Annotated in this window: 11 protein-coding genes; all 11 read right to left on the bottom strand. The window is 54.7% G+C overall.

Translation table 11 applies throughout. The annotated features are described in order from the left end of the window. Positions 1–139: 139 nt before the first annotated feature. The 11 genes from ACTIDN_RS08105 to ACTIDN_RS08055 all read right to left on the bottom strand — a co-directional run bounded on the left by ACTIDN_RS08105 (position 140) and on the right by ACTIDN_RS08055 (position 10257). Positions 140–2260 (bottom strand): prolyl oligopeptidase family serine peptidase, encoded by a 2121-nt coding sequence (locus ACTIDN_RS08105; RefSeq protein WP_441376642.1) that lies wholly within the window; start codon positions 2258–2260, stop codon positions 140–142. A gap of 197 nt (positions 2261–2457) precedes the next feature. Beyond that, positions 2458–3576, bottom strand: coding sequence for a 3-isopropylmalate dehydrogenase (leuB, locus tag ACTIDN_RS08100; RefSeq protein ID WP_415507937.1), 1119 nt, complete (start codon positions 3574–3576; stop codon positions 2458–2460). Positions 3577–3593: 17 nt separating this feature from the next. Beyond that, on the bottom strand, positions 3594–4217 hold the full coding sequence (gene leuD, locus ACTIDN_RS08095; protein WP_415507936.1) for a 3-isopropylmalate dehydratase small subunit: 624 nt from the start codon (positions 4215–4217) through the stop codon (positions 3594–3596). Next, the gene (gene leuC / locus ACTIDN_RS08090) at positions 4217–5620 is read right to left on the bottom strand and encodes a 3-isopropylmalate dehydratase large subunit (protein WP_441376641.1); all 1404 of its coding nucleotides are present in this window, start codon (positions 5618–5620) and stop codon (positions 4217–4219) included. The genes leuD and leuC overlap by 1 nt, the downstream gene beginning before the upstream one ends. A 260-nt stretch (positions 5621–5880) precedes the next feature. Beyond that, a complete protein-coding gene (gene rplS, locus ACTIDN_RS08085; RefSeq protein ID WP_048838765.1) occupies positions 5881–6267 on the bottom strand; it encodes a 50S ribosomal protein L19 in 387 nt (128 codons plus the stop codon). Positions 6268–6281: 14 nt separating this feature from the next. Further along, complete coding sequence (trmD, locus tag ACTIDN_RS08080; protein ID WP_441376640.1) at positions 6282–7031, bottom strand: tRNA (guanosine(37)-N1)-methyltransferase TrmD; 750 nt, start codon at positions 7029–7031, stop codon at positions 6282–6284. Then, positions 7028–7579 (bottom strand): ribosome maturation factor RimM, encoded by a 552-nt coding sequence (gene rimM, locus ACTIDN_RS08075; RefSeq protein ID WP_441376639.1) that lies wholly within the window; start codon positions 7577–7579, stop codon positions 7028–7030. Before rimM ends, trmD begins: the two co-directional genes overlap by 4 nt. 24 nt (positions 7580–7603) lie before the next feature. Further along, positions 7604–7939 carry a 30S ribosomal protein S16 gene (gene rpsP, locus ACTIDN_RS08070; protein ID WP_441376638.1) on the bottom strand — a complete coding sequence of 112 codons (336 nt, stop codon included), beginning with the start codon at positions 7937–7939 and terminating at the stop codon, positions 7604–7606. Between the two features lie 46 nt (positions 7940–7985). After that, complete coding sequence (gene ffh, locus ACTIDN_RS08065; RefSeq protein WP_441376637.1) at positions 7986–9380, bottom strand: signal recognition particle protein; 1395 nt, start codon at positions 9378–9380, stop codon at positions 7986–7988. Between the two features lie 118 nt (positions 9381–9498). After that, on the bottom strand, positions 9499–10002 hold the full coding sequence (locus tag ACTIDN_RS08060; protein WP_441376636.1) for a Spy/CpxP family protein refolding chaperone: 504 nt from the start codon (positions 10000–10002) through the stop codon (positions 9499–9501). An 87-nt stretch (positions 10003–10089) separates the two neighbouring features. Further along, positions 10090–10257: a hypothetical protein gene (locus ACTIDN_RS08055; RefSeq protein WP_158319789.1), complete on the bottom strand. Its 168-nt coding sequence runs from the start codon at positions 10255–10257 to the stop codon at positions 10090–10092. Positions 10258–10369 lie beyond the last annotated feature (112 nt).

Genomic DNA, 10369 nt, shown 5'->3' with positions numbered 1-10369 from the left:
ACTTTTTCATAATCTAACCCGATGTACAACCCTTCTGTGAGATTTCCGCGTCGTGGGAAATTCCACTGTAAAACCTACGCATAAAAAAGCCCCCTTCTTGTGAAAGGGGGCTGATTCAACGTGTTACTCGTGTTGCGGCTTAGTGTTGTTTGTCCATCAAACGGTGAGAAAGATAAACCGCTTCCAGCGCTCTCTCATGCGCCACTTCCGGTGCATTTACGGTGCCTGAGTGGCCGCCTTCTATATCTTCATAATAGAAAAACGGTTTTTTAAACGCTTCCAGCTTCGCGGCAAACCGTCGGGCATGAACTGGCCCTACCCTATCATCACTTGTCGCCGTAAAGATGAAAGGCGTTGGGTAGGTGACATCAGCCTTGAGGTGATGCAGTGGGGAAATCTTTTTCAAAAAATCTGCTTCTTTCGGCACAGACATTGACCCGTATTCGTCAGCCCATGATGCACCAGCAGACATGGTTTCAAAATTTTCCATGTCCAGCAAAGGCACGCCTATAATAACTGCGTTCCAGAGGTCCGGATGCTGCACCATTTCAGCCCCAGCCAGCAGTCCCCCGTTGGACCGGCCGCGAATACCCAAATGCGCTGTGCTGGTGATTTTACGTGCGATCAGATCCTGACCAACTGCTGCAAAATCATCATACACTTTCTGGCGGCCGGACTTGCGCCCTACTTCGTGCCATTGCGGGCCAAATTCACCACCGCCACGAATATTGGCAACAACATACACACCACCGCGCTCCAGCCAGAGCTTACCAACTTCCGGCGCATAAGTCGGTGTATAAGAAACCTGAAAACCACCATAAGCCGTCAGCAAAGTTGGGTTAACACCGTTCAGCTTCATGTTGCGCTTATGAACAACAAAGTACGGTATCCGTGTGCCATCTGGGGATTGAGCCCAGAATTGCTCTGTCTGAAGGTCAGCAGACTTGAAGCGTGCAGGCGCACTTTTAACTTTATGCGGTTGCCCCCCCTCTTCCAGCAGCCAGAGCTGTTCAGGCTCAAGGTAGCTTTCAACGCTCAGGAAAGCCTTGTCGGACTGTTTGTCGGTATCAACAATATGGATGGACGCCATATCCGGCAGATCCAAAACCTGGCCGCTCCAGGGGCGCCCAGGCTGCACAGCTGTAAACCGCATGGCGCGACCACGCACATTGTCAAACAGACTGACAAGAACAGTATTTTTGGTGACACCCACCTGATCAATGGACTGGGAGGGATCTGGCGTGAAAATGACTTCCACACCACGTTCCGTATTCTTTGGATCTACAGAAACAAGACTACCGGCGGGAACGAGTGGCATTCCTTCCGGCTTCCAGTCTTCCTGTACAGAGAGCACAAGACGACCTTTGAGCAGACCGTGAATTTCACTTTTCGCAGGCAATTTAAGCCAGCGCAGCGTGTCACCTTCCACCACGGCATAGTGTGACTCAAAAAAGGTCTGGTTCCGCTGGATCAGAACCAACTTGTTTCCATCACCATCCGTCAGGGTCATGGGGGCAACCATCATGTCTGATGGCGCACCACGATACACTTCCTTTTCCTGCCCCGGAGCTGCACCGCGCACCATTTTTTTCACAATAAAAGGATATCCGGACGGCGTCAGGCTTGCCCCTTTATCATCCCACTCCCGCGCCAACAGCACCGTGTTCTCGTCTACCCAAGCTTCCTGTTGTTTGGAGCGGGAAAAGGTAAAGCCGTTTGGTACAAACTCGCCGGTGCGTGTGTCGTACTCACGAAGCGTATCAGCGTCCTCTCCCCCATTGGAGAGAATAACCAGGCATTTTTCATCTGCTGGTGCCAGACAGTCTGCGCCTTTAAAAACCCAATTCACGTGGTCTTTTGCTGCCAGCGCATCAATGTCGAGCTTGGTCTGCCAAGCCGGTGCCGTAGAGAGGTAAGACTGATCAGACGCTGCACGCCAGATGCCATGTGGGTGCTGGGCATCCTGCCAGAAATTCCAGATGCCACCCGCCAGCAGTTGCGGGGCTGCAAGCCGGTCAGGTGCCTGAAGCACTGCTAGGGTGCTTTTGTAGAAACCTTCATAGCGCTTGTCTTTTTCCAGCGTGGAAGTGGTGTGGTGGTTTTGTGCCCGCACCCATTCCAACGCCTGCTTCCCGTGAATATCGTTCAGAAAAGAAGTGTCTTTCTGCGCCCCGCCTGTTTGAGTTTCAGCATGAGCAGCGGCACCAGCCATAACCAGCGCTGATGCCGCGCACGTCAATATCCAACGTCCCAGACGCATTAAGAATGCTCCTTATTCTGTACAGAGTGTCGCAATAATTTCAGCACTTTACCGCAAAGAGCGCGCGATGTCGTTGCTCATCTGAAACTATGCGTATTTTTGGCTATTCCTAGAAAAAGCCTTTTGAAATGGCGGCCTTGACACTAACCGCCATACCCTCTTTCCTAGTTTACTGTGGAAGAGGAGATGTGCAGGCCTCAGGCCTGCACGTTACCAAGTGCGTTCACAATTGCTGCACCCATTTCCGAGGTGCTGACACGTGTTTTCCCGTCACTCATAATGTCTGCGGTCCGTAAGCCTTTGGCCAGTACGGCGGACACGGCGTCTTCAACCAATACAGCTTCGGCCTGCATGTTCAGGGAGTAACGCAACAGCATGGCGAAAGAGAGTATCTGTGCAATCGGGTTGGCAATCCCCTGACCAGCAATATCAGGCGCACTTCCGTGAATGGGCTCATACAGAGCAGGGCAACGACCTTCACTATCAACCGCACCCAGAGTCGCGGAAGGAAGCATACCAAGGCTGCCTGTTAGCATGGATGCAAGGTCTGACAGCAGGTCACCAAACAGGTTGCCTGTTACCAAAACATCAAACTGGCGCGGGTTACGCACCAACTGCATAGCGCAGTTATCGGCTAGCATGTGGGAGAGTTCAACGTCCTGATACTCACGCGCATGCAGGTCTGTCACAACCTCTTTCCACAAGAGACCGCTTTCCATCACGTTGCATTTCTCAACGGAACAGACACGGTTAGACCGTTTACGCGCCAGATCAAATGCCACGCGGGCTACACGCTCAATTTCTGCTGTGGTGTAAACTTCTGTGTTGATGCCGCGCTTGCTGCCATCTGGCAGGGTTTCAATCCCGCGTGGGTTACCAAAATAGATACCCCCCACAGTCTCACGCACGATCATAATATCCAGACCACGCACCACATCAGGCTTCAACGTGCTGGCATCCACCAGAGCATCAAAGACTTTTGCCGGACGCAGATTGGCAAACAGCGCCAGTTCCTGACGAAGTTTCAGGATGGCAAGCTCAGGACGTTTGTCAAAACCCACATGGTTCCAGCGCGGGTCACCTACGGAGCCAAACAGAACGGCATCTGCCGCGCGAGCTTTTTCAACCACCTCATCACGCAGTGGCTCGCCATATTGTGCCAGAGAGGCTCCACCCACCAGATCTTCACTGATATCAAAGGAAAGCCCGCGGTTTGCTTCCAACCAGGAAATAATATGGCGCACTTCCTGCATAACTTCCGGGCCAATACCGTCACCCGGCAGAATAAGCAGCTTTTTAGTAGGCTGGCTGGACATGGAACTCTCCAAACAGATTAATCAATAGAAATTGCAGGCATCCAGGGGCGTTCTTGCGCAACCTGGCTTTCAAACGTTTTGATCTCCCCTTCATGCTGAAGAGTCTGGCCAATATCGTCCAGACCTTCCAGCAGCATGTGCTTACGGAAAGGGTCAATCTCAAACGGCACCTCTTCGCCATCAGGACGGATAACAACCTGACGCGGCAGATCAATCGTCAGGCGAGCATTGCTGCCCATTGCCGCATCACCCATCAGGGCGTCACAGACATCACGTGGCAGGCATACCGGCAAAATACCGTTCTTGAAGCAGTTATTGAAAAAAATATCTGCAAAAGACGGTGCAATAACGCAGCGTATCCCGAAGTCGAGGAGCGCCCATGGCGCATGCTCTCGTGAGGAACCACAGCCGAGGTTTTCATGCGTTATCAGGATCTCAGCCTTACGCCACGGCATCCGGTTAAGGACAAAATCCGGGTTTTCAGACCCATCCGGACGATAACGCATGCTATCAAATGCATGCTTGCCCAAGCCTGTGCGCTGGGTAGTTTTAAGGAAACGCGCCGGGATAATTTTGTCTGTATCAATATTGGCTTCCGGCAGCGCCGCAGCCACAGCAGACAGAACCGTAAACTTATCCATTATGCCAGTTCCCTTACATCTGTCAGGCAGCCAGTTACAGCCGCAGCCGCAGCCATGGCAGGAGACAGCAAGTGAGTACGCCCCCCCGGTCCCTGTCGGCCTTCAAAGTTGCGGTTGGACGTTGAGGCACACCGCTGCCCCGGCGTCAGACGGTCAGGGTTCATACCCAGGCACATGGAGCATCCCGCTTCACGCCATTCAAACCCGGCATCCAGAAAGATCTTGTCCAGACCTTCCTCTTCCGCCTGACGTTTGACCAGACCAGAACCCGGAACAATCATGGCGCGCACGCCCTCAGCTACTTTACGGCCCGCTGCGATCTGCGCTGCTGCGCGCAGGTCTTCAATCCGGCTATTTGTGCAAGACCCTATGAACACCACGTCCACCGGCGTTCCTGCAATCTTCTGGCCAGCTTCCAACCCCATATAGTCAAGCATCCGCACCATTTGAGCGCGTTTGGCTTCATCCTGTTCCAGTGCAGGATCTGGGACTGTCTCCGTAATGGCCAAGACCGTTTCAGGGCTGGTGCCCCATGTCAGGCTAGGGGCAATATCTTCTGCCCGTAGCGTAACTTCCTTGTCAAAATGGGCACCGTCATCGGTAGACAAAGTGCGCCAGTACGCCACGGCCTTGTCAAAATCGTCCCCTTTCGGGGCAAAGGGGCGGCCTTTTACATACTCAAACGTGGTATCGTCTGGTGCTACCAACCCGGCACGAGCCCCGGCTTCAATGGACATATTGCACAGGGTCATACGGCCAGCCATGTCCAGACCACGGATAGCAGAGCCAGCAAATTCCATAACATGGCCTGTACCGCCTGCCGTGCCGACATGGCCGATAATGGCCAGCATGATGTCCTTGGCAGACACACCGGGACCGGGTGTTCCTTCAACCGTCACGCGCATGTTTTTGGCTGGACGTTGCAGGATGGTCTGCGTGGCCATCACATGCTCAACTTCTGATGTCCCGATACCAAATGCCAGTGCGCCCATGGCACCGTGGGTAGAGGTGTGCGAATCACCACATACAATGGTCATGCCGGGTAGAGAAATACCCTGCTCAGGCCCGACAACGTGCACAATACCCTGATTGGCGGACAGCAACGGAAAATATGGAACACCAAATTCCTTGACGTTGCGTTCCAGCGTTTCAATCTGGTTGCGGCTTTCGGGTTCTTCAATCGGCTGGCTACGGTCAGAGGTGGGCACGTTATGGTCCACAACGGCCACTGTCATTTCCGGGTGACGCAGGCGGCGGCCAGCAAGACGCAGCCCCTCAAAAGCCTGCGGGCTTGTCACCTCATGAACAAGATGACGGTCAATATAAAGGATAGAGGTACCATCCGGTAGAGTCTCGACAACGTGGTGGTCCCAGATTTTGTCGAACAACGTACGCGGCGCCATGGCCCTCCCCTTTCATGAAACGGTGCGGTTGCACAGATAGGGTCTGGCGTTGAACTTTACCCGGCGGGCAGCACAAACGAGTGCGCGGCGTATCGACCCTTTTCAACAAGGGCAGGCAGGTAGAAGACAGACCTGACACTCTGGCAGATGAAAAACCCGCGCCTTCATCTTCAATACTACACAAAGACCCGGCGGGCATACGCCCAGCCGGGTTTAGTCATCAAAGCAGTCTACTTTAAATTAAGCAGGGCTGCCAGATGTTAGCCAGCAGCTGCCGGAGCCACAACGTCACGCGGACGTTCAGCAATACGGGCAGACTTACCGCTACGGCCACGCAGATAGTAAAGTTTTGCACGACGCACTTTACCGCGGCGTACAACCTTGATTTCTGCAATGGTTGGTGCGTACAGCGGGAACACACGTTCCACGCCTTCACCGTTGGAGATTTTGCGCACGGTGAAGTTGCTGTTCAGACCTTTGTTGGAGCGGGCAATAACCACACCTTCAAAAGCCTGTACGCGCTTACGTTCACCTTCGACAACGCGCACGGAAACGCGCACGGTGTCACCTGCTGCAAATTCCGGCACAGCGCGTTCTGCTGAAAGACGCGCAATTTCGGCAGCTTCATACTGCTGAATGATGTTCATATCCGTATCCTTCCTCAAAGCCCAGTTTGGCGTACCTGACCGGACAGTCCGGTCGCAGCCTCATTCTTTTCCCTGCGAGCCAGCCAGGCAGACCACAGGTCCGGCCGTCTTTCCCGCGTTATCTCTTCAGCCTGTTTCTGCCGCCATGCCGCTATTGCCGCATGGTTGCCCGAGAGCAGGACTTCCGGCACGTCATGCCCCTGCCATGTGGCGGGGCGTGTGTAATGCGGGTATTCAAGCAGGCCGTCGGAAAAGCTTTCCTCAACCCCGCTTTCGTGGCTCCCCATTACGCCGGGTAACAGCCGGACACACGCGTCCAGCAAAACCAGAGCTGCCGTTTCTCCCCCAGACAAAACATAATCTCCTATGGAGACCTGCTCAACTGAGTGAGCGTTCAGCACACGCTCGTCCACACCTTCAAAGCGCCCGCACATCAGCACCACACCGGGGCCTTGTGCATAACGGCTGACATCCTTCTGGCGCAGAGGATACCCACGTGGTGTCATAAACAAACGTGGCATCTCTTTAGGGGCATCAAGGGCCGAGAGCGCGGCATCTGCCACATCTGCCCGGATCACCATACCTGCCCCACCGCCAAATGGCGTATCATCCACCGCGCGGTGTCGCCCCAACCCATGCTGCCTAAGATCATGTGTGCGGCAGGACCACACACCTGTTTCAAGCGCGCGCCCGGCCAGTGACAGCCCAAGCGGCCCCGGAAACATCTCCGGGAAAAGGGTTAGAACAGTTGCCTGCCAACTCACGCTGACGGCTCCTCCGCACTCTGCTTTACTGCCTTGCCAACGCCCTGCCCTTCTTCACCCGACACTTCGGTCGGACGAACAATAATCAAAACACGTTTAGCAACATCCACATGCGGCACACAGGCCCGTGTGAACGGGACGAGCACTCCGCCCTCAAGCTCCAGACTAGCCCCTGCGCCGTAGTCATGCACGATGACAACACGACCAAGAGACTGCCCTTCTTCCTGAGCCTCCATCCCGATCAAATCGGAGTGGTAGAATTCTTCTTCTTCCGGCTCAGGCAGAGCATTGCGGGCAACGTAAAGGCGCGTATTCACAAGTGCCTGCGCGGCTGTGCGGTCAGTTACCGGACGGTCTTGCGCATCCCGCAATTCCGCCACGCCTTCTGCTCCACGCCAACGCAGGGACCAATGCCGCCCCTGCTCATCCTGCAAGACCTCATAATCCTCAAGCGCCATTGGGTCGGCTGCATAGCTGTGCACATGCACAAGGCCGCGCACACCATGTGGCCTTCCAACAACACCAATTAGAATAAGGTCTGGACGCATAATCTGGCTTGCTCGACTTCAGCCTCAGGCTGCGGCTTCAGCAGCTGCACGTTCCTGAGCTTTCTTCTTAGGAGCAGCCTGCTTTGGCTGTTCACGGAAAGCAGGCTTAGGAGCCAGACCAGCATTACCCAGGAAGCGAGCTACACGGTCGGTAGGCTGTGCACCCTGAGACAGCCAATGCGTGATGCGTTCTTCAACCAGACGGATGCGGTCAGCATGTTCAGACGGCAGCATGGGGTTATAAGCACCCACTTTTTCAATGAAACGGCCATCACGCGGTGAGCGGCTGTCTGCCACAACGATGTGGTAGTAAGGACGCTTCTTGGCACCTGCGCGGGCAAGACGAATTTTAAGACTCATTCAGACTTCTCCAAACCCAGAAAAACTTGAAATAGAAACAGGTCGCTTAGCGGAAGGGACGGCCACCACCAGATGGCCCTCCACCCATTCCTTTAGGCATGAGCGCGGACATTCCCTGGCGCATGAGACCTTTCACGCCAAGCTTGTTAAAGCGCTTCATCATGTCGGACATCATATCAAACTGCTTGAGCAGCTTGTTGACCTCCTGAACGGTGGTTCCAGACCCGGCGGCAATACGCTTTTTGCGTGAAGCCTTGATGATGGCGGGATTTTTCCGCTCACCCTTGGTCATGGATGAAATAATTGCCTGATGCTTTTTGAGGATGGACGTATCAAGCTCCTTGTCGCCCATTGCCTCCTTCAGCTTACCCATGCCCGGCAGCATACCCATGATGCCGGAAATAGACCCAAGCTTGTTGATCTGGCGGATCTGAGACGCATAGTCATCAAGATCGAACTTGCCAGCCATCATTTTCTTGGCCAGGCGTTCGCCTTCTTCATGATCCAGCGTATCTGCCGCTTTTTCAACCAACCCGGCAATATCGCCAAGACCGAGAATACGGCCAGCAACACGTTCGGGGTGGAATTCTTCCAGCGCATCCAGCTTTTCGCCAGAGCCGGTCAGTTTAATCGGCGCGCCGGTAATGGCCTTCATGGACAGGGCTGCACCACCACGGGCGTCACCATCCATACGGGTCATGACAACACCGGTTACACCCACAGCCTCGTTAAAGGCTTTTGCGGTGTTCACGGCGTCCTGCCCGGTCATGGCATCGACAACCAGCAGGGTCTCAGCAGGCTGCGTTGCAGCACGGACCTGCCGCACCTCTTCCATCAACGCTTCGTCTATGGAGAGACGCCCGGCCGTATCGAGAATGACAACGTCAAACCCTTCACGGCGACCAGTGTCCATTGCGCGATGAGCAATTTCAACGGGTGTCTGGTCAGCAACGATAGGCAGAGATGGCACACCAACCTGCTCGGCCAACTGCGCCAACTGCAACTGCGCGGCAGGCCGCTGCGTATCCAGAGACGCCAGCAGAACCTTCTTACGCTCGCGCGTTTTCAGGCGCAGGGCAATTTTACCGGATGTCGTGGTTTTACCAGACCCCTGCAAACCCACCATAAGCACTGGCACTGGCGCTGCTGCGTTCAGGTTAAGCGGCACAGCACCCGCGCCGCCCAAGGCATCAATCAGGGCATCGTTAACAATTTTAGCAACAGCCTGACCGGGAGAAATGCTGTCCAGCACCTCTACCCCTACAGCGCGTTCCTTAACCTTGTTAACAAAGTCCTTGACCACAGGCAGCGCAACGTCTGCGTCCAGCATAGCCAGACGGACTTCGCGCATTGCTTCCAGAACATCAGCCTCTGACAGCGCGCCACGTTTGGCGAGTCCATCAAAAACCCCGGAAAGCCTACCTGAGAGAGCCTCGAACAATAGCCTGTTACTCCATAAGAAAACACGCCACTGCGCGAACACTCGCGAGGTGGCGGTCCTGTGAATTGAGAGAGGGGTTAAGGCACCCCCCTCCGTCTGTCAAGAAACTTCTGGTCTTCTAGTTGCTGCTGGCTTGCGGAACCGGGTGCTGCACTTCCCGCAACTGGTCCATCAGATCCCGAATCTTGGCCTGACGAGCCTTGATTGCAGAAAGCTGCTCAGGAGTGAGCGCATCATGAATTTGTTCTGCAACATCAAGGTGGCGGGCTTCCTGTTCAGCGCGCAGGGTAGCCTGCTGCTGCAAAAGCGCCTGAATTTTAGGGCGGTCAAGTTGCCCCGGCTCACTCAGGATATCCTGAATCTGCCGACGGACCCGGCCCAGATCATCCCGGATTGTGTCGGTCTGGTCCTGATCCCCTGCCTGTTGCAGGATGGTTTGAATTTTTTTCTGCTGCTGTTTGGTCAGGTCAATCCCTTCCAACATGGCAGGCCCACCCCACACGGGTGTTCCTGGCCCTGCCATAAAAGGCCCAGCCGGACGTGGGGCAGCCATGGCAGGCAGCGCCGTAACGGACACCCCTATCAGAGCGGCTCCAACGAGAAATCCAGTCCTGTATTTCATGGGTTACAAACCTTTGCTTGACACGATCAACGCAGGGCGCAGCCACGCACATCATGCGCGACCGTCAGACCCTACCAGACTTTACGCTCAACTAAAGGAGTAAAGAATGACCACAACCGGGATAATGCCAAGCAAAAACCATGACCCCATGGCACAAGTCGCAAAAATATGAGCCGCGCGCGCCTGAATCCGGCTACGGCTCGATCTGACAGGTTTGGCAATTTCTGCTGGGCACAGAGTCGTGTTAGGCTGCATGAGGCCCTCCTCTCATACCAATCTCAAATACAAATGGCGCACCATTCGAGTGACATGGCAGAGGTCATAAGGGCGTTAAAAGGCAAATTCGTGGCAGCTATATCTCAAACGC

The organism is Acetobacter sp., assembly GCF_052102375.1.
Lineage (GTDB): Bacteria > Pseudomonadota > Alphaproteobacteria > Acetobacterales > Acetobacteraceae > Acetobacter.
This window is presented reverse-complemented; position numbering and strand designations above follow the sequence as displayed.